Raw genomic sequence first — 19,757 nt, forward strand, 5'->3', positions numbered from 1 at the left:
ATTAAAAATTTTAACCTGAAAAATTTGCAGATTAACATAGAACATCGGGGCTAGAGATACTACTCCGTTGATTATTTAAGGTTAATCTTTAAAAACCTGAATGCTCACATTTTTCTCTACAAGATCTGTAAATTTCCCTTTGTAGCGCGTTGCTTTCACAAGATGATTATCGATCCAATGATAGTTACCACCACGCGGTTTCCCACACAGAATACTGTGATATTTAAAACCATGACGATTGAGCCATTCTTCAGTAATCGCTTTCAGATCTTCCGTTCTGGATGTGAAAAAGCAAATTTGATGACCTTCGTCGTACCATTTATTAATTGTTTCTAAAGCGTCAGGAAAAGGCAAACAAGTTGACATTCTTTCGGGATCCTCGTTTGGGATATCATCTGTTATCGTTCCGTCGATATCGATTAAATAATTTTTAACGCCATCTTTCAGGATGGGACTTTCGTGGTTTTTGTATTCTAACTCCATGATTATTGTCTTATCTTCCTCAAATTTAGGTTTTATCGTTCAGCAGAACATTACGAAATCTTTAAAATATTGAACACTTCTACAAAATTCATTATTAACAACATAAGACATTTTAGCTTGTAAAAAAGATAAACTTTCTAATAGTTCATTAGTTTTTATGTAGACTTTTATATATTTGATTCAAATAAAACTATGGAAAAGAAACTAAAACTCTGGGATGCCACAATGATTGTGATGGGATCAATGATCGGGAGCGGCATCTTCATTGTAAGCTCGGACATCATGCGGAATCTCGGTTCGGGTTATTGGCTAATTGTCGTTTGGTTGTTGACCGCACTTATGACAGTTGCAGCAGCAATCAGCTACGGCGAATTGTCAGCGATGTTTCCGAAAGCTGGAGGACAATATACTTACATCACCGAGATTTTCGGAAAAATGATGGGTTTTCTTTATGGTTGGGGACTTTTTACCGTCATCCAAACTGGAACAATCGCCGCTGTCGCCGTGGCTTTTGGAAAATTTACAGCCTATCTCATCCCAAGTCTTAATGATGCCGCACCACTTTTCCAAAGCGGAAGTTTTAAAATAACTTGGATACAAATTCTTGCAATAGCAATTATACTTTTACTAAGCTTTATCAATACTAGAGGCGTACAAAGCGGAAAAATGCTACAAAATATTTTCACGTCTTCCAAAATTATTGCGCTTGTAGGTTTAATTGCTTTGGGATTTATTTTGGTTGAACATTCTCAATTGATGAGTAATTTCCAATTTGGGTGGGAAGCTTTTCAAAATTTCGGAACCGAAGTTAAAGGTCACAAAGAATCTGCAAGTTGGCTGCCAATTTCTGGTCCGACAGTTCTGGGCGGTATTGCAGCTGCAATGGTAGGTTCAGTGTTTAGTTCTGTGGCTTGGGAAAACGTTACCTTTGTCTCCGGCGAAATCGAAAATCCGCGCAAAAATGTTGTTCGTGCCATGATTATCGGGACGATATCTGTTATGATTTTGTATCTTTTAGTTAATCTTGTTTATCTTAACACCTTAACCCGCGACGAAATCGCTTTTGCAGCCAACGATCGTGTTGCTGTCGCTTCAGCAGAAAAAATCTTCGGAAATGCAGGGACAATTATTATGGCTGTTTTGGTGATGATTTCGACTTTTGGATGTGTTAACGGGATTATCCTTGCTGGTGCGCGCGTTTTCCAAACCATGGCAAAAGATGGTTTATTTTTAAAAGCAGCTATCAAAAATAATCGTTTTAATGTTCCTGCTAATTCGCTTTGGATGCAAGGTATTTGGGCAAGTTTACTTTGTCTTAGCGGTCAATACGGCGATTTGCTAGATATGATTTCGTTTGTAATTGTTTTATTTTACATGCTAACCGTTTTTGGTGTTATCTATCTCAGAATTAAAAAACCAAATCTAGAACGTGGCTACAAAACGTGGCTCTATCCTATTACACCAGCCATTTATTTAATAATTGGTATTTCATTTTGCGTACTTTTATTTATTTATAAACCGCAATACACCTGGCCAGGACTCGGTTTGATATTAATAGGATTACCCGTATATTTATTCATCAATAAAAAGTCTTCTTAAAAATTTGACCAATTGAGTAACATCAAAACTTTATTAGTAGATATCAAACATCGTTCATATCCGTTGCCAGAAGGAGAATTTCAGTATTATCAATAGTGGAATCGTGCTGTTTTTCTGCATTGGAAAGTCGATTATGAAAGCTTGAGAAAATTGGTGCCAAAGGTTTTTTAATTTAGACCAAATTGATGGTGGTTATTACATTTCTATTGTTGCTTTCACGATGGAAAAAATCCGTTCAAGATTGTTGCCATCGCTTTCTTTTTTATCAAATTTTGAGGAAGTTAATATTCAAACTTATATCGAAAAAGATGGTAAAAAAGGCGTTTTCTTCATTAATATCGAAGGGCTAAAATTATTGTCTTGTTTGATAGCGAAAGACTTTCGGGGCTTCCTTATCAAAAAGCAAATATGAGAAGAAGTTCGGGACGATATGATTCTCAACTCGATTCAAAAAATCTCAAACTCCACATCGACTACGAAATAGGAAATCTTTTAGAACAAAAAACGAGTCTTGACCTTTGGCTAACAGAGCGTTATTGCTTGTATTTGCAACATAATGGACAAAATATCCGTTACGACATTCATCATAAAGAATGGAAAATTAATGATGTTAAAATTGAAAATTTAGAAACAAAATATAAATTTGGAAACATTGACTTTACTAAGCGAAAACCAGATTTGACCCACTATTCAAAAGGTGTAGAAGTCATTTCTTGGAAGAAAGTCATTTTATAAACAAAAAAAATCCGTAGCAAAAAACTACGGATTTCGTTTTCATATTGTTTTAAAAATTAATCTTTCGAGAATAAAGCTCCGAAAACAGCCGTCACAATCGACAATAGAATACTGAAGATAAACGCCCAGCCAAAGCCATCAACCGTCATGCTATCCATAAAATGATCGCAAAGCAAAATCATAACAGCATTGATAACCAACGAGAAAAGCCCTAAAGTTAAGATCGTAATTGGCAACGACAAAATCGCTAAAATTGGACGAACCAACATATTAAGAATCCCTAAAACTACAGCAAAAATAATGGTCGATGTGAAATCTTGAAAATGCACGCCCGACAAAATTTTGCTTAACAAAAACGCTGATACAGCGGTAATAAGTAAATTGATAATTAATCGCATAGTTTATAATATTTTAAGTTAAAAAATCTTTTTTAGGACGTTGCAAATTTCGTGCAGTTTTGATTACAATGGCAATCTTTTGAAAGCATCAACTTTAATAATATTAGAATCTGTCTCGTTTTTGCTTTTATCTTGAATTAAAATTCCTGATAAATGATCGATCTCGTGTTGGAAAATAACCGCTGTAAAACCTTCGACAATTTCGGTAGTTTTCTTACCCGACAAATCCCAATATTCTAACTGAATAACTTGGCTTCTATAAAACATATCTCTAAAGTCCGGAATCGATAAATCGCCTTCTGGACCGAAATTAAGAATAGCAGACTTCCAAAGAATTTTAGGATTTAGGAAATACTCTAGTGGATTTCCTTCTTTATCAAAACGTTGAACCCAAATCACATTTCGGTTAACACCAACTTGCGGCGCAGCAATCCCAACACCGCCGTCTGTCGCCAATAACGCCAATTTCATACGATTGACCAAAGTCGCCGTATGCGGATCTTTTGGATTAACATGTTTTGACATCGATAATAAAACCGAATGTTGATGTTCATCAGTTGTTTGATAAATTGGAAGTGCAGTATTTTTATCGTTTCCGTTGATTAATTTGATTTCGGACGCTGTATATTTTTGTCCAAAAACCAAACAATTAATAGAAACCGCGGCAAGCAGTAAAAATATTCTCATAGTTTTTTGAAGATAAATTTAATAAGTTTTTGTCATATCAGATGGCAATATCAAATTAAATTCTGTTGGGACAAAATCTTTTTTAGGAAAACTCAAATCTTTGGATTCGCTTTCGACAAGGCTTATCACCGCTACTTTTAGACTCGGATTTGCTTTCTTCAAATACCAAAAGATTCCGCCATATTCTTTACTGTGATAATTCCCGTTGTAATGCACAAAAAGCTTTCCAGCGGTCCAAGATTTAAGAATAGACTCTGCCATTGTTGCATCTTTCACCGCTTGTGCAGCTACAAAATTCATGACTTTCATTTCATCAGCGTGATCACCCATCATGGCTTTCATTTCGGGATATCCTGGCGTTTCCAAAGTCACATTAATAGGAAGTTTTGCAATGTTAATTTTGTCAGAATCCGGAAGTTGATTTAGCGATTCCAAACCTTGTTTTGCAACTTGAGAAGCAAATTTTCGAGGAATATTTGTGGCTACAAATTCCAGTTTTTTTGATTTAGCAAAATCTAAAACCGGTTGATAATCTGTCGTAAAATTATTCCAAAGTCGAACAGAATCTTTCAACTTTTTAACATCTAATTTTCCAGATAAATATTGATTTAGTCCTGATTGATTATCACGCTCGAACATCTCTGCACCGAGAACTAAATTTTTATTTTTCTCAAACAAAGCTTCTGTTAACCGCAATTGCAACCAATGATTAATAGAATTATTATGATACTCACCAAACAAAATGACATCGTAATCCAAAAGTGATTTTATCATTTTTTCGGTGTTAATTTCCTTTCCAGATTTGTTATAAAACTGAAAAGCTTTAAAGTCTTGCGCTTTAAAACCAATCGCCAAAAGCGTTATTAAAACTAAAACTATTTTTCTCATGTTATAAAAATACAAATTAAAAGACCGCTCTGAAATTAAAAAAAACAAAACGGTCTAGCGTCAATAAATGTAAAATTTAGCAAAAACCTAACTTAAGGCATTCGCTAAATTTCGCCATTCTTCCAACTCTGGCATCCCTGGTTTTCTTTTTCCAAAAAACTGAACAATAAAATCACCCTCTTCGTTAAAGACTTCGATCGCATGTACCAATCCGTCTTCTGTCGGCTTTTTAACTAGCCAAACCTCAGCAATTTTTGAAGTGTCAAGATGTAAATTAAAATCTGGATCCATCACATTAATCCAGCTTCCTTGCCAAAAAATCTTATTAACTTCTCCCGTATGGATTTGGATAATGCCGCGATTTCCAACGAAAATCATAATTGGTAATTTTTCTTCAGAAGCTTTATTTAATAGAGTTTCGACAGCCGAAATCTCTAATTTTGTCACAAATTCTGGTGAAGCCAAACGCAAAGCTTGCGTTCTCGAAACACCAAATTTTCTCGTCATCGTGAAGAAGTCATGCGTATCTTTCAACTCAGACCAAGCTTTTTGGAAAGCCTCAACATCGATTTCGGAATCTGGCTTTTCTTCAGCTTTTGCAGGAATCGCTTCAAAAAGAATCGTTAGAGTTTGATCTTCTGCTTTGTATTTTTCTACCAAAGCATGAAAAGCAGCATCGTTACTGTCTTTTGTTAAATAAATCTTGTGAAGTGCCAAACCATCTTTCCCGAAAAATTGTAAACTTTTTTTGTCGCCATCAACTACCGCAAACGAGTGCTTCCAAGAATTAAGGAAAATCCTTAGATCGATATCTTCACCAACAAACAATTGTGCATGCGGGCTCGAAAAATCGCTATTTTTGTAAATTCCTTTTCTTTCGTGGACGCATTCTTCATTTCGTGTCAAAGCCATCACTTTTCCTAAAACCTCAACATCTGTCAAAATCCCCGCAAAATCTGGTGTTAAAAGAGTTACCGTTTCACCCAAATCTGTCATCAACAATTCGGCTTCGCTAACGCCTAATCCTTCGGCAGCATTTCTTATTCTAAGTCTTGGATTTTTAGTTTTTAACTGATTCCATTTTTCTTTTAAAGTTTGATTAATTGTACTCATTTTTAAAAAGTATTAAATGTTATAAAAAATTATGCTCCGAAAATGATCATCGGATTTTTATTAATCGGATTTTCGCAAATCTGACATGGGAAATTATAAGTTTCAGAAATTTTTTCAGGAGTAAAAACGTCATTCGGTTTTCCCGAAGCCACAACTTTTCCGGCTTTCATCAACAAAATCTTATCTGCAAATTGCGCCGCCAAATTAAGATCGTGCAAAACGACAATTGCAGAATTAGCTTTTGCTGTAAAGTTTTTAATTAATTGTAATGTTTTGTACTGATGTTTAATATCCAAATTGTTAAGCGGTTCGTCCAAAAAAATCAATTTGTGAGCGACATCATTCTGAAGTTGTGCCAAGATTCTTGATACATGAACGCGTTGCTTTTCGCCACCAGAAAGCGAATTATAATCTCGATTTTGAAGATGCAAAATATCAGTTTCAATCATCACAAAATTAACCGCTTCGTAATCTTCATTCTTAGCTTCATTATCAAAATATGGATAACGTCCCATCATCACAACATCCTTTACCAGTAACGGAATATCGTTACTATGATGTTGAGAAAATTTTGCTTTATGATGTGACAAATCAATTATTTTCCAATCTGTTATTTTTTTGTTTTTAAATAAAATTTGTTGCTCGATATGATCTTTAATTTCATTGGCTAAAATGCTCAGCAAACTCGATTTACCAGCACCATTCGGACCTACAATTGCGAGAAATTCGCCATATTCCACAGACACATCAACCGCATCTAGAATATGAAAATTTTTATGTTTATAATTGATTTGATGCGCTTCTATCATCGAATTGATTTTTTCTGTTTTAATAAAATAATTATGAAAATTGGGCCTCCCAACAAGGCTGTCAAAATTCCAATTGGTAACTCGGTTGGCGCAACAATACTGCGACTAATGGTGTCCGCAATTAATAACAACACTGCACCAAAAATCGCTGACAATGGTAAAATCATGACATAATTTGATTTAAAAATCAGTCTTAAAATGTAAGGAACGATAAGTCCTACAAAACCAATTGTCCCAGAAAATGCCACGCAAGTCCCCACCATTAAAGCCGTTATCACAACGATTTGTTTTTTGAGTTTTTCAACGTTGACTCCTAAATGTTCTGCATCTTTCTCTCCCAACATCATCGCATTTAGCGCTTTTCCTTTTGGTAATAAATAACTGTAACTGATGATTAATACTACAAAAAGTACCAAATTTTTAGTCCAAGTTGCAGCTGCTAAACTTCCCATATTCCAAAAAGTTAAATCGCGAAGTTGGTCGTCTTTAGCTAAATAAATTAAAAATCCTGTTATCGAAAAACCGATTGCTGTAATCGCAACGCCCGTCAACAACATGATGACAACATTGGTTTTGCCTTGGCTTGTTGAGATTTTATAAACTAAAATCATCGCCAACAGCGCACCAACAAATGCGGAAAGGCCAACCAACGGAAGCTGTAAAAAGTCGGGTAAATATTCTCTAAAATGTCCACCCAACACAATACTAATAGCTGCTAATAAAGTTGCTCCAGCTGTTAAACCAATTAAATCGCTGCTTGCTAAAGGATTTTTGAAAAGACCTTGCAACGCCGTCCCAGAAACCGCCAACATACTTCCGATAAGAATTGCCATAACAATTCGTGCTAACCTGACGTCCCAAATCACATATTTGTCGCTTAGTAATAAAGTTGAATCTCCACTAACAACTTGCCACAAAACAAAGAATGGCGATTTTCCATTAAAGTCGAAAACTCCAATATTAAGGGAAGTTGCTGCCAGCAGAACCAGCAACAAACCTCCCACTAACATGAATAGAAAAAGTTTATTTTGTGTTTTCAATTAGAAGTTTGTTAAGATCCAAAGCCGCTTCACCAAGTCGAGGTCCAAAGCTCGACACCAATCCACCATCCATTGCTATCACTTTTTTGTTCTTCCCGGCGTTAGTTTGTCCAACACCAGCCATTTTAAGAACAGCGTCGGTACCGCCGGCACCTTGTAATCCGCTATTGAACAAGAAAAGAACATCAGGATTAGCTTTAATCACCGCTTCTGGCGTTAATGGTTTGAAATCTTCGAAATCGTTAAAAGCATTTTCTCCACCAGCCAATTCGATAAGATTAGACATTGCCGTATTTTTTCCAGAAACCATCAAGTTGTTACCACGTGCATAGATGAAAAGCACTTTTGGCTTTTTCGTAAGCGGCTGAATTTGCTTAATATCAGCATCGATTTTGTCATTTAACTTTTGATAATCGGTGTTGCCGACAGCTTTTGCAACTTCTTCAATTAATTTTTTAGTTCCGTCAACAGAAAATTCTTGCTTGAATAATTCTGTTTTGATGCCCGAAGATTTCATTTTTGCTAAAAGATCAGGATTGATGTCTTTTTCCGACGCCATAATCAAAGTTGGACTAATTGCCATAATAGGTTCGATCGTCATACTTCTAACGTGTCCCAAATCTTTAGCTGTAGCTTTTAGACTTTCAGGAAAAGTACTTGTCACGTCTGTCCCAACAATCTCTGACTCGTGACCAAGTGCACTTAGGATTTCTGTAATTCCGCCTGATAAACTAATGATTTTGTTTGCAGATTTTGGCGCTTCCGAAGATTGTTGTGTTTCTGTTGTGTTTTTAGAATCGTCTTTTTTGCAAGAGTAAAGTGCAAGCGCAAATGTCGCTGCTAATAATACTTTCTTCATAGATATTGTTATTTAGAATTTTGATTAAATTTTATAATGGTTCGTACTCAAAAGTTGTATGTCCACGTTCGCCTTTGTCATTGGTCATCCTGTTAAATCTTAATTTAAAATAGAAACCATCAGCACTTTTAATAATGAAAAAGCGGTTAAAATACACCTGTGCACCGTTGCTACCAGTGGTAATTCGCCACTTGTCACCAATGGCTCGTTGATCGTTAAAAATAAATTTGGAAGCGTCGATATCTTTCAGTTTGAAAGCATTGTAGGCAGCGTCCAAAGTCTGTCCAGTTGCAACATTAACCTGATATGCGCCAACACCATCAACAAGGTTTGATACTACAAAATCTGCAAATACGTAACTTCCAGCCGCTTGACCTTCGTTAGTATAGACTTCATTGGTGAAAACGGTGAAGCCTAAATCCCACATTTTTTTCTTAGGATGAATGAGAACTTCACGTTTTTGATTTAGGTTTAAAAATTTAAAATTATAGTCAGACTCTTTGCTCACGGTATATTCTTGATGCGAGTTCTCTTCCAACTTTGCATATTTTATTTTGTAAGCAGTAGCAGTTTTTAAAATTTGAATCTTCATCCAACCACGATGTTCTCCGCCTGTAATCACAGAACCTGTTGTAATTGTACCATCATAGATCTCGCGTCCCATGTTAAGGAGATAAATTGAGTTGTCGGAATCTGTATCTTTAATTTCTCCAATTCCGCTGGTCTGATGTAGAAAATCACCATTTGGGTTGTCAACATATTGAAGATTCGACGCATCAAAAGTTCCGATTTGAATTTGATCCTGAAGTGCTTCAACATCTTTTGCTGAGATTTTATCGATATCTGTCGCATTGGGGATTTTACCAACCGCCGAAATAATTGAAGAATTAATCAACACTCGAAATTGCTCGCCTGTATAGAAAGCCAAATCCCAATCCGTTCTTTTATTAGTCGTCATTTCGCCAGTCGAAAGATGCACCCAAACTTGGTTAGGTTGTGCAGCTCCACCGATATTTAGACTTAGATTTTTTCCAGAAATTGGCGCTAACTTCACTGGATCTTCGTCGGGAGACAAACAAGATTGTGCAAGAATTGTCAACACAGAAAAGCCTAATATTTTTAATAATGTCATTTTTTAAAAAAGTTTAAAATTGATAAGATAATCTTGCGAAATAACTTCTTCCATAGAACAAATTAAGATTCACCGAAGATTCGTTATGTCCACTGGCTGCAACTGTTGTATTTTTAATATTTGTAACATCAAAAAGGTTTTTAACACCTGCAGAAACTTCAAATCTATTCTTCCAAAAAGATTGATTCACCATAAAATCTAACATCGAAAATGCCCCAATTTCGCCCAACTCGTATTTAGAATTTCGGTACACATAACGCTGTTCTCTACCATTGTATTTATAAAAAGCAGAAAAGGACGTTCCTAATTTTTCGAATTTATAAGTTGCCGAAGCGCCCAACTGTAATTGATAATTGTAGTCATCTGGCGCAGTAACATTCGCTTCTTCTAAACCACGTTTAATAGCATTAACAGAAGCTTTGAAACCAAATAAAAGTTGATCTTTTTTGACATCGAAATTCCCTGAATACAGAATCGAACGGAAATTATTAATGTTTAAAAATTTGTAAGTTGACGGCTCTTTAACCATCACCATTTCGATTTTATCTTTTAAATCAAGGTATAAAAAGTTGAGGCCGTAATTGATTCGCCAATCATTTTGAGTTTTAAAATTTTGATCATAAAATGCACCAATCGAATATCCAACTTCAGGATTTAAATACGGATTACCTTGCAAATCATGATTGGTGTTGACAAAATAAGTGAACAATTCATCGTAGGTCGGCAGCTTGTTCGCACTACCCAAAACAGCACGCAAGTATGAATTTTCGGAAGTTTTTAGCTTAGCAGATAATGAATAATTGAATTGATTTTTAAATTGATTGCTTACAGTCAATCTCGCGCCGGGACGAATTGAAAACTTGTCGCTAACATTCCATTCGGCGGATAAAAAATTGGCGTAAGTAAAGATTTTTCTTGAAACATTGTCGCCAAAAAAGTCACCAGCAATTAATGCTGCGTAACCAGCTGTATGATCCAACTCGTAACCTAATTGAAAATCAATTGTTTTGTTATTTAAAAAGTTACTCAAAATAGCTCTCGAATAAAAAACATCTGTTTTGAAGTAGGATTTACTAGCTTCAGTTGATTTGACTTTTCTATTTGGGATGTCATAAAGCTTATCCTGATATTCTCGATTTTGCGATTGATAAGAAACATCTGCATCAAATTTGACATGACCAAATTGGCTTTGTACATTGAGTTGATGAATCCATCGTTTTGTATTGTAATCGCGATCTATCGCTGTGTAAGTAATGCCACCAAGCCCATCGTTAAGAGATTCTCTAGACACCAATGGATTATAATAATTGAATTTTTCTCGCAGAAAAGACGCTTTATAAAAAATGCTTGTGTTTTTATTCTGATATTTCAAAACAGCATTGGCATCGTATTGATCTTTTGGATTCCAGTCGTAGCCTCGTAGATTATCTTGTTCAAAATACTTGTAACCCTGCAAATTCCCTTTGAAACCCATAAACTGATTATGATTAACCGAAACACTTGCAAACCAATTCTTGTCAATATTATAATTTAGGTTTACATTTTGAATGTGTCTTCCGTGACCTTTTTTGCGAATATCATAATTATCGCGTACAGTTTCTTCTTGTAGAGTCAAACGTCCAGAGAGTGTTTTACTACTCGATTTTTTAGTAATAATATTGATAACGCCAGACATTGCACCATTACCGTACTCTACACCCATGCTACCTTTTACAACCTCGAGTCGCTCAATATTGTTAACACTCAACTTTGTCAAATCGATATTGCTACCAAGTCCAGTGTCGCCCACAACAGGAATATTATCAATTAAAATTTTAACATAATCGCCACCTAATCCTAAAATATTCGCAGTAGAATTTCCAGATTTAGAATCTGACAATACTAACATATTAAGGCTCTGGTTAAGGACTTCCGACACATTGTTAGCTGCCATCGCTCGAATTTGAGTTTCGTTAATAACCTCAACTTTGTAGATTGATTTGTCGATACTTTGAGCTTTGTATTGTCCAGTCATCACAACAACTTCATCAATCTTTTTGGTTTGGATTGAATCTGATTTTTGTGCTTTAACTGATATTGAAAGTCCTAGAACTACGATTGGCATCAGCATCCTTTTCATGAACTAAAAAATTTTTGACAAATATATAATTTTATTTAGAACAATTAAAAATAATTATATAGTTTTGTAGAATAATTCTAAATAACAATTTTAAACTTTACATTATTCTTTATGAAAACAAAATTATTTTTAGCGTCAATGTTAGCCTTAACGGTTCAGACTCAAGTTACTGCACAAACTGATGAATTGGGATACAAAACGGTAAATCTTACTATGGGACCATCTTATCAAAATCAAGTATTCTTCAACTTGGCTAACGAAAACACAAAATCTCAATTGGCAAATCAATGGGATATTGCGTTTTATCGAAACTCTAACATGGATATGGGGATTAAGGTTAACGATGCCAAAGACATAAAAGTTTATCAAGTCTCAGCGACGCCATCTGCTTATGACGCTGTGGATTTATCGCAAAAATCAACTTGGGGCGAATCTCTTTATAACCCAGATTTAACAAATAGAATTCAGGAAGGCGCCTTTGACAAAGCGACTTTATTACCACAAGGACAGTTCAATTTTGGTTGGGGTTCATACGACATGGTAACTCATAAGATTACAGGAAAAGTCACTTTTGTGTTGGAATATGGCGACGGATCTTACTACAAATTCTTCATTAACGAATTCTATGGTGGTTATACTTTCAAATATGCAAAATGGAACGGATCGTCTTGGGAAGCTACACAAACTAAAACTGTTGCAAATGGTTCTGATGATGCATTTTTTAACTATTTTTCATTTGATAGTGGCGAAAAAGTTAACAATATCGAACCAGCAAAAAATGATTGGAATTTTATGCTAACAAGATATTATACATTTTATAATAATATCATGATTTATCGTATGGCAGGAATTGTCCAAAATCCAAACATCAAAGTAGCGAAAAAACAGCCCGAAACACAAGCCAGTTCAACCTATTCAACACCAGCGCAAACAGATTATTCGGACATTATTACAAGTATCGGTCATAGTTGGAAGCCGACAAGTGGTGTAGATCCAGATGTTGTATTTTACGTAAAAGACCCTAGCAATTATTACAGATTATATTTTACAGAAAACGGCGGTGCAACGACAGGGAATGTAAGTTTTAAATACAAAAACATCACCTCAGAACTTGGCGTTACTGACCTTGGTAAAAAAGCAAGTTTCGGTGTTTATCCTAACCCTATTTCGAACAAAAGAGCAACGATTCTTTTCGATGTTAAAGAAAATTCTAACAACAACGGAACTGCAGAAATCTTCGATCTTTCTGGTAAAAAAGTTTTTGAAACTAAGCTTAGTAAGCAAAACGGTCTGCAACAACAAGACGTAAATCTTTCTAGTTTGAATACAGGAACTTATCTTTTAAAAATCACTTACGCTGGTATTTCTGAAACTAAAAAAATTATTATTAAATAAGAAATCCATATCAATTTCAGATCATCTTTTATTAGATGGAAAGCTCATCAAATTTGATGGGCTTTTTAATTTTAATATCGACAAAAATAAATGTAAATTTGTGTGAATAATTTTTCTACGATTATGAATCATAAACTAAATAAAATAGTAAAATTTGAAGATCTTGGGACTTGCGATTATATGCCGACTTGGGATTATCAAGAAGCTTTGATGAAGGAAAACCTAGACATCAAAGTAAAAAATCGCGATACTGAGCCAGAAGAACAAGAAATAACGAATAATCATTTGTTGTTTGTGGAGCATCCACATGTTTACACTTTAGGGAAAAGCGGGCACGAAGAAAATATGCTCGCCAATGCTGATAAATTAAAGGAAATTGAAGCAACTTATGTTAAAGTTAATCGTGGTGGCGACATTACTTATCACGGATTTGGGCAGATTGTTGGCTATCCTATTTTGGATTTAGAAAATTTCTACACCGATATTCACCGTTATATGCGAGACTTGGAGGAAGTTATCATCCGTACCATCGCAGAATATGGTCTAAAAGGTGAGCGTTCTCCAGGCGAAACTGGAGTTTGGTTAGACGTAGGAAAACCTTATGCTAGAAAAATTTGTGCAATGGGCGTTAAAGCTTCTCGTTGGGTAACCATCCACGGTTTTGCATTAAACGTGAACACTAATATGAAGTATTTTGATTACATCGTACCTTGCGGAATTACCGATAAACAGGTAGCTTCTCTTAAAAATGAACTAGAACACGAAGTTGATGTTGAAGAAATAAAACAAAAAATTAAGAAACATTTCGTTGACGTTTTTGAGTGCGAATTGGTTTAAAATAAAAAAGCGATTTCAATAATTGAAGTCGCTTTTTTTTAATTTTTTAAACCGTCATTCCGATTTCGATACCTTTTATTTTTCTATAAAGATCGGTCGCATAATTGTCGGTCATACCTGAAACGAAATCCAAAACGCCCAAAACTTTGTCATAGACACTTCCCTCTTCATAGACAAACTGTTTTGGGATAAGTTTTAAAGCCATTTTATCATAATTTTTTCGCTCCGATTTTTCTAAAATAATAGATGGAATAAAATGATCTAGCAACTCGTACATAACGTTATAACCAGCATTTTCGATTTCAATAACCGCTTTATGATTGTAGATTTTTTCTATAGAAAAACGTTCGATTTCTGTTAATGACGAACTTTCTTGTTTAAAAATATCCAACAAAGCTTTATCCATTGTACCATCAATAATTTTATCAAAATTAGCTTGGTAAGTCGAAATTGATTTATTAATCAACGAGTTAATAACTTTCGCTCGCAAATAAGAAATTCGCTCGTTCGGATTTTTAATAATATCGAGTTTATCATTAACACGTTTGATGTCATCAGGATTCACAGATTTAACCAAATCTATAAATAAATCTTCACAATCTCGAGAATTAACGATGCCCAAACGATGCGCATCTTCCATATCGATAATGCTGTAACAAATGTCGTCCGCAGCCTCTACTAACCAAACAAAAGGATGTCTTTTATGGATAATTGGTTCGTCGCTTTCATGCTGCATGCCTGTCGCTTTAGCGATTTCTAAAAACGTCGCTTTAGAATTCTGAAAAAATCCAAACTTTTTGCGATGGATAATACCTTTTTGCTTTGCAATCGCTTCACAAGGATATTTCGCAATACTCGCCAAAGTTGAAAATGTTAATTGTGTTCCGCCTTCGTCTTTACCTTGTTGCTGATGCGTCAACACTCGGATTGCATTAGCATTTCCTTCAAAATTAACAAGATCTGCCCATTCTTTTTCGTTGAAAAGAGGTTTAAGATCCTTTTCATTCTGTTCAAAATAACTAGCAATTGCATCTTCGCCAGAATGTCCAAAAGCTGGATTTCCGATGTCGTGACAAAGACAAGCTGCCGCAATGACGTCACTTAATTGATATTGGTAAAAATTATTTGAGGTTTCGTTAAGATCGTTTTTATAATTTTTTGAAACAAAATCTCCAATTAAACTTCCCAAACTACGACCAACAGACGCCACTTCTAGAGAATGCGTCAAACGATTATGCACAAAAACACTTCCCGGCAAAGGAAAAACTTGCGTTTTATTTTGCAATCTTCGAAAAGCCGACGAAAAAATAATTCGGTCAAAATCTCTTTGAAAATCTGTTCTGGACACAAAAGTTGGTTGATGATTTCCGGTGCGTTGGTTGGTAAAAAGCTCGTTAAGATTCATACCACAAAAATACAGAATCCGATTTCAAAAGCCTAGTAAAGCCTGTAATTTTCATTTATTTAAAAATAATTTAGTATCATTGTAGCCCTAAAAATAATTTATGAAGAAGTTTTATATGTTAGCAGCACTTTCTGTTGCTAGTTTAGCATTTTCGCAAAATGCAATTTCATTCGAAGCCTCAGAAGGTTTTACACTTGGTGACATCAATGGTCAAAATGGTTGGGAAGTAACTGAAAGTAGCGACGGACCTTTAACTAACCAGATTATTACAAACGAAAAAGCAAGCAATGGAAATTTTTCTTTTAAAAATGCACACGTTGATGAGTACCAAGAACAATGGTTCCCGATAATGGGTGTAGAAAAAACTTTTGCAACGCCTTTAGATTTTAATGACACAACTATTTCTTACGATTTTAATGGTTCTACGAAAGGAGGTTCAGATTTTGAATTTGCAGTCTATGCAATAAATGAAGCAACTGAAGAATTTGATACCTTATTGGCAACAGGTTTTGAAAATCGTGGTATGATATACATTTGGAACGAAAATTTTTCAGAAATTGGATACGCAAATAAAACGTGGGAACCCAATAAGTGGTACAATATGAAAATCCACATTACAGCTGATAAAATCACTTACTACCTAGATAATGTTCAAATTTTTGAAAATCCTAATAATTCAAAAGTAAATATATTAGGAATGAATTTTTTACATAATAACTATGGTGGTAATGCATATTATGATAATATCAAAATAAATAATGTTGACCTTGCAACTTACGAAGCGCAACATTCCACAGGCTTAAAAATCTATCCAAATCCAGCAAAAGATATCGTAAAAATCGATAGCAAAGATGCGATCGAAACCTACAACATCTTTAGTATGGCTGGACAAAAAGTACTTTCTGGAAGCAATGCAAAAGAAATTAACATTCAATCTTTAGCAAAAGGAAATTATATCCTTCAAGTTAAAACTAAAGACAACAAAACGCAGTCAACTAAGTTGGTTAAGAACTAAAATAAAAGCCTGTTTCTAACGAGACAGGCTTTTTATTTTATTAAATATCGTATTGATTCGGATGTTTAGCTTTAATATCGCTGACCGTTCCCAAAACTTTTTCCTTTAAAGAATCTTGATATTGTTGCATTTTGTTCGAAACATTTTCATCAGAGGTTCCAATGATTTTAGCAGCTAAAATCCCTGCATTTAGCGCTCCATTAAGAGCAACTGTTGCCACAGGAATTCCGCCTGGCATTTGCAAAATCGACAAAACCGAATCCCAACCATCAATAGAATTACTCGACAAAATCGGAACACCAATCACAGGAATCGTCGTGCAACTCGCCACCATACCAGGAAGATGCGCCGCCCCGCCAGCTCCAGCTATAATTACTTTCAGTCCTCGTTCTTTTGCTTTTTGTGCATAATCCAGCATACGTTCTGGCGTTCTGTGCGCCGAAACCACTGTCAATTCATAAGGAATTCCTAGGTTTTTTAGAAAATCTGCTGCTTGTTCCATAATTGGAAGATCGCTTTGACTTCCCATAATTATTCCTACCATTTCATTTTTTATTAGATTTTCAAAGATAAAAATTAATAAAAGACGAAACCAATTTGAATAAAAATTGATCTTCAAAAAGTATCTATAAAGCCTATTTTGCCTTGGAAAAGTCTATCTTTGCAACTTCTTATTTCACTAAAACTTGAGAAACTACAAATTACTTTTCGCCATTTTTACCGTCGCACTCGTCTGGGGAACCACCTTCATGGGAATTCGCGTTGCCGTAGAAACAATTCCTGGCTGGTTTGTAGCGGGAATTCGTCAATTTTTGGCAGGATTAATTATGTTGACCATTCTATTATTTCGTAAAGAATTAAAATGGATAGGTTGGAGAAATTTTGGATACCAAATTGTTTTTTCGGTTTTAATGTTAGTCATGGCAAATGGTCTAACCACCGTTGCTGAAGAAGAATTAAGCAGTAGTTTGGCGGCGTTAATTAGCGCTTGCTCACCTATTTTGGTTTTTATCGGAAGTCTATTTTTAGGTTTACAAAAATTTAGTTTTAAATCATTATTAGGCGTTATCATTTGTTTCAGCGGGATTCTAATGATTTTTTGGGATGGTTTACAAGACCTTGCTATTCCTGAATATCGAAACGGCATTATCATGATGTTTTTCGCAATTTTAGGTTGGGCAGGCGGCACTATTTTCACAAAAAAAATGGACATCAAATCCAAGAATATTTCACTTAATTTGGTCTATCAATTTTTGTTCGCAGGCGTTTTCCAAATTTTGTTAGCATTTTTGGTAACTGAGAATTACAATTTTGGAAATTGGACTTTGAAAAGTATTGCTGCAATGCTCTATTTGGCGGTTTTCGGTTCTGTCATTACCTTCTTTGCATTTCATTACGCGTTGACAAAAATTAGCCCAATTCAGGTTTCAATTTTATCTTATATCAATACGATTATCGCTATATTTTTGGGTTGGCTTTTATTAGATGAAAAAATAACAATTCAATTTATTTTGGCTTCAATATTGATTATTTCTGGTGTTTTCATTATCAATTATAAGCCCGAAATGTTTAGAAGAAAAGTTTTAAAATAGTTACAAAAAAATTTCTTTTCCCACATTCAAATCCTTCAAAAATTCTTGGTCGTGAGAAATAACGAGCAAACTTCCTCTGTAATCTTGCAAAGCAGAAGTTAGGATTTCAACATTTTCCAAGTCGAGGTTATTGGTTGGCTCATCCAAAACGATTAAATCAGGTGCTTTTCCCATTATTGAAAGATAAGTAAGCAACAATCGCATTCTCTCGCCACCGCTTAAACTCGCTACTTTTTTGTCCCAAATTTCTTTTCGAAATAAAAATCTTGTTAAAATTGTTTTCAATTCGTGGTTGGGAATGGGAGTTTGATTAAAATATTCGGCTTGTTCTAAAACATTGAAATTTTCATTTAAAACCGAATAATTTTGATCTAGATAAATGGATTTAAAATCTGCTTTTTCAATATTTCCTTTTGATGGTTTTAAAATTCCGACAAGAAGTTTTACCAAAGTCGATTTTCCAGAAGCATTATTTCCTTTAATCGCCCAACGTTCGCCACTTAAGATTTGGAAATTCAAATTTTCGTTCCACAAAAAATCGTGAGTATATTTAAAATTTAGTTCCTTCAGATCTAATAAAATTTTTCCTTGATGCAATGCCGAATCGTCAAAATTAAATTTCATCTGTTGCAGTTGTGAAAATTCTCGTCTAAGTTTCGACAAATCCTCAGAAATTCCACCAATTTTCTCTGCATGAACGTCTTTCATTTATGAACTTGAATTTTCTGCTTTGTTTCGAAGCGTATTCATCATAATTCTTGCAACGCCAGTTTTTTCTTGCTTCTTTTTTCCTCGTGAATCCAGTTTTTGTTGACGTTCCAAAGTTTCGCGCTCAACATTTTTGGCTTTTTTCAAATATTTTTCTTTGCTTTTAATTTCGTTTTCCAAAGCCAAATCCGAGGCTTCTTTTTGCGCTTTATAAAACTTAAAATTCCCACCAAAAACTTGAATTCCTTTAGGAAAAAGCTCAGCAACTTTACCCAATAAATTGAGTAAAGTTCTGTCGTGACTAACCACCAAGAAGGTTTTTGAAGTTTCAGAAACGAAATTGTACAATAATTGTCGCACTTCAAAATCCAAATGATTGCTCGGCTCGTCCAAAATCACAAAATCGGCTTCGTCAATATCGATTCCAGCCAAAAGAACTTTTGTTTTTTGTCCACCACTCAAGGTTTTCATCGAATCTGAAAGCGAAATATTTTCAATTTTCCATTTGGAAAAAGCTTCTACTACTCGATTTTCTAAATCCCAATCGTCATTTAGGATTTCAAAATTTTCTTCGGAAACATCGCCTCCCAAAATTTGGTGTAAAGCTTTTAATTTAGAATCAATTTTTAAAGCTTCAGCTACTGAAGCTTCGCCCAATTGACCATAAATCTGTGGAGCAAAATAGGTTTTTTCATCGGAACTAATTTCACCTTCATAAGGTGAAATTTCGCCCGAAATAAGTTTTAATAAAGTGGATTTTCCAACACCATTTTGACCAATTAAAGCGACTTCTTCGCCTTTGTTTAACGTAAAATTGAGGGAATGAAACAGCATCTCTTTATCTGGATGCAGATAGGTAATATTGTGTAAAGTAAACATGTTTTTTCTTTAAAATGAAACTTGAAGCCCTGAATTAGGCTTTGAAAAGTCGTTAAAAGAAAAA

At 34.8% G+C, this 19,757-nt stretch carries 19 protein-coding genes and 1 pseudogene; 6 read left to right on the top strand and 14 right to left on the bottom strand.

Annotation, left to right across the window (positions count from 1 at the left end; all coding sequences use genetic code 11):
• Positions 1–81 precede the first annotated feature (81 nt).
• Positions 82–483 (bottom strand): phosphoheptose isomerase, encoded by a 402-nt coding sequence (locus RT037_RS12090; protein ID WP_313031665.1) that lies wholly within the window; start codon positions 481–483, stop codon positions 82–84.
• A 192-nt stretch (positions 484–675) separates the two neighbouring features.
• Between RT037_RS12090 and RT037_RS12095 the strand changes: the two genes are divergently transcribed.
• Positions 676–2,082: an amino acid permease gene (locus tag RT037_RS12095; RefSeq protein WP_313031668.1), complete on the top strand. Its 1,407-nt coding sequence runs from the start codon at positions 676–678 to the stop codon at positions 2,080–2,082.
• Between the two features lie 220 nt (positions 2,083–2,302).
• Positions 2,303–2,817 (top strand): annotated as a pseudogene (locus RT037_RS12100) (DUF2071 domain-containing protein).
• Positions 2,818–2,873: 56 nt separating this feature from the next.
• Here RT037_RS12100 and RT037_RS12105 read toward each other — a convergent pair.
• The 9 genes from RT037_RS12105 to RT037_RS12145 all read right to left on the bottom strand — a co-directional run bounded on the left by RT037_RS12105 (position 2,874) and on the right by RT037_RS12145 (position 11,862).
• Complete coding sequence (locus RT037_RS12105) at positions 2,874–3,215, bottom strand: phage holin family protein (protein WP_079665575.1); 342 nt, start codon at positions 3,213–3,215, stop codon at positions 2,874–2,876.
• Between the two features lie 63 nt (positions 3,216–3,278).
• Positions 3,279–3,902 (bottom strand): peptide deformylase, encoded by a 624-nt coding sequence (locus RT037_RS12110; protein WP_313031674.1) that lies wholly within the window; start codon positions 3,900–3,902, stop codon positions 3,279–3,281.
• 18 nt (positions 3,903–3,920) lie between these two features.
• The gene (locus RT037_RS12115; RefSeq protein WP_313031677.1) at positions 3,921–4,790 is read right to left on the bottom strand and encodes a ChaN family lipoprotein; all 870 of its coding nucleotides are present in this window, start codon (positions 4,788–4,790) and stop codon (positions 3,921–3,923) included.
• 87 nt (positions 4,791–4,877) lie between these two features.
• Complete coding sequence (locus tag RT037_RS12120) at positions 4,878–5,903, bottom strand: ChuX/HutX family heme-like substrate-binding protein (RefSeq protein ID WP_313031679.1); 1,026 nt, start codon at positions 5,901–5,903, stop codon at positions 4,878–4,880.
• 29 nt (positions 5,904–5,932) lie between these two features.
• Complete coding sequence (locus RT037_RS12125) at positions 5,933–6,712, bottom strand: heme ABC transporter ATP-binding protein (RefSeq protein ID WP_313031683.1); 780 nt, start codon at positions 6,710–6,712, stop codon at positions 5,933–5,935.
• Positions 6,709–7,752, bottom strand: a complete 1,044-nt coding sequence (locus tag RT037_RS12130) for an iron ABC transporter permease (RefSeq protein ID WP_312322268.1) — start codon at positions 7,750–7,752, stop codon at positions 6,709–6,711. The genes RT037_RS12125 and RT037_RS12130 overlap by 4 nt, the downstream gene beginning before the upstream one ends.
• The gene (locus RT037_RS12135) at positions 7,736–8,611 is read right to left on the bottom strand and encodes an ABC transporter substrate-binding protein (RefSeq protein WP_313031690.1); all 876 of its coding nucleotides are present in this window, start codon (positions 8,609–8,611) and stop codon (positions 7,736–7,738) included. Before RT037_RS12135 ends, RT037_RS12130 begins: the two co-directional genes overlap by 17 nt.
• 31 nt (positions 8,612–8,642) lie before the next feature.
• Complete coding sequence (locus tag RT037_RS12140) at positions 8,643–9,743, bottom strand: HmuY family protein (protein WP_313031697.1); 1,101 nt, start codon at positions 9,741–9,743, stop codon at positions 8,643–8,645.
• A 13-nt stretch (positions 9,744–9,756) separates the two neighbouring features.
• Complete coding sequence (locus RT037_RS12145; protein WP_313031700.1) at positions 9,757–11,862, bottom strand: TonB-dependent receptor domain-containing protein; 2,106 nt, start codon at positions 11,860–11,862, stop codon at positions 9,757–9,759.
• A 111-nt stretch (positions 11,863–11,973) separates the two neighbouring features.
• Here RT037_RS12145 and RT037_RS12150 point away from each other — a divergent pair, with 111 nt between their 5' ends.
• Both RT037_RS12150 and lipB read left to right on the top strand, forming a co-directional pair.
• Positions 11,974–13,257, top strand: coding sequence for a T9SS type A sorting domain-containing protein (locus tag RT037_RS12150; RefSeq protein ID WP_313031703.1), 1,284 nt, complete (start codon positions 11,974–11,976; stop codon positions 13,255–13,257).
• Between the two features lie 123 nt (positions 13,258–13,380).
• A complete protein-coding gene (gene lipB, locus RT037_RS12155) occupies positions 13,381–14,094 on the top strand; it encodes a lipoyl(octanoyl) transferase LipB (RefSeq protein WP_313031707.1) in 714 nt (237 codons plus the stop codon).
• A 46-nt stretch (positions 14,095–14,140) separates the two neighbouring features.
• On the opposite strand, the gene dgt is transcribed toward lipB, so the two are convergent.
• Complete coding sequence (dgt, locus tag RT037_RS12160; protein ID WP_313031709.1) at positions 14,141–15,499, bottom strand: dGTP triphosphohydrolase; 1,359 nt, start codon at positions 15,497–15,499, stop codon at positions 14,141–14,143.
• Positions 15,500–15,599: 100 nt separating this feature from the next.
• Here dgt and RT037_RS12165 point away from each other — a divergent pair, with 100 nt between their 5' ends.
• Positions 15,600–16,514 carry a T9SS type A sorting domain-containing protein gene (locus tag RT037_RS12165; protein WP_312323724.1) on the top strand — a complete coding sequence of 305 codons (915 nt, stop codon included), beginning with the start codon at positions 15,600–15,602 and terminating at the stop codon, positions 16,512–16,514.
• 40 nt (positions 16,515–16,554) lie between these two features.
• Here the strand turns inward: RT037_RS12165 and purE are convergent, their stop codons facing one another.
• Positions 16,555–17,058 carry a 5-(carboxyamino)imidazole ribonucleotide mutase gene (gene purE / locus RT037_RS12170; protein ID WP_312323725.1) on the bottom strand — a complete coding sequence of 168 codons (504 nt, stop codon included), beginning with the start codon at positions 17,056–17,058 and terminating at the stop codon, positions 16,555–16,557.
• Positions 17,059–17,200: 142 nt separating this feature from the next.
• Here purE and RT037_RS12175 point away from each other — a divergent pair, with 142 nt between their 5' ends.
• Entirely contained in the window at positions 17,201–18,106 is a 906-nt protein-coding gene (locus RT037_RS12175) for an EamA family transporter (RefSeq protein WP_313031713.1), read from the top strand.
• Here the strand turns inward: RT037_RS12175 and RT037_RS12180 are convergent, their stop codons facing one another.
• Both RT037_RS12180 and RT037_RS12185 read right to left on the bottom strand, forming a co-directional pair.
• The gene (locus tag RT037_RS12180; protein ID WP_313031717.1) at positions 18,107–18,814 is read right to left on the bottom strand and encodes an ATP-binding cassette domain-containing protein; all 708 of its coding nucleotides are present in this window, start codon (positions 18,812–18,814) and stop codon (positions 18,107–18,109) included.
• Positions 18,815–19,693: an ATP-binding cassette domain-containing protein gene (locus RT037_RS12185; protein WP_313031721.1), complete on the bottom strand. Its 879-nt coding sequence runs from the start codon at positions 19,691–19,693 to the stop codon at positions 18,815–18,817.
• Positions 19,694–19,757 lie beyond the last annotated feature (64 nt).

The sequence above is a fragment of the Soonwooa sp. genome (assembly GCF_032062245.1).
Taxonomy (GTDB): domain Bacteria; phylum Bacteroidota; class Bacteroidia; order Flavobacteriales; family Weeksellaceae; genus Soonwooa.